Source organism: Limnohabitans sp. Bal53, from assembly GCF_003063355.1.
In the GTDB taxonomy this organism is placed as follows: domain Bacteria; phylum Pseudomonadota; class Gammaproteobacteria; order Burkholderiales; family Burkholderiaceae_C; genus Limnohabitans_A.
On sequence record NZ_NESH01000026.1, the window covers coordinates 1 to 748 of the forward strand.

A 748-nucleotide genomic window follows, 5' to 3' on the forward strand; every position below is an offset into this window, starting at 1 on the left:
CCCAAAGTGACCAGTTGCTGGGGGCCCTTCTCAAAGTTGAAGCTGCCCTGCGCGTGGATGAAGCCGGCGATGTCCATGCGCATGTCCTCAACGGACACGCCCAAGCGTTGATTGCCGTCAAAGTCCAGCGTGATGAGCTGGTCGATGCGCGCGCCTAAGTCGTCTAGCAAGAAGCCTTGCGCGTTGACCCGCTGGCCCAAACTGTCGGTGTAGTAGCCCAGGGCTTCGTCTTCTACAGCGTATTCGCTGGTGTCTTCGTCTTCGCTCTTGAGGTAGGCACCGGTCTTGATGCCCAGGCCCGCAGCGGTGCCCGCCTCGTCATCAGCAGGGAAACTCGCCGCCCAGTCAATGACGGCAGGCCCCATCTCCAAAGGCGTACCAGGGAACCAGTTCGCATCGTTATCGTTTAAGCGCAGCTCTAGGTTCTTGGCCTCAACGTTGAGGATCTCGCCTCCACCAACAAAGGCAGCACTCTGCGCGTTGAGCTTGGCAGCGTAAAAGCCGTCCAGTGCGCCTAGGAACGGCGCCTTGAGCACAGCAGGCAAGGTGGTTTGCATGTTGGCGTAGGCAAAGTCCACCCCCTCAAACGCGAAGCCAAACAGGCCTGAGGTCTCACTCCATTTGTCTTGGTCAAAGTCTGGGCTGCCGTAGCCCACGAACACGTTGATGTCGCTTGCCCCAAAGTACGACACGGCCACGTCCCAACCCGTAATCGTGCCTAAGTTCTCTGAGAGCTGCGCGCCCGTGC

Annotated in this window: 1 protein-coding gene; it reads right to left on the reverse strand. The window is 59.4% G+C overall.

What is annotated here, in order from left to right; all coding sequences use genetic code 11:
• The coding region (locus tag B9Z50_RS17660; RefSeq protein WP_158270710.1) for a hypothetical protein at window positions 1-748 on the reverse strand (748 nt) is incomplete at both ends.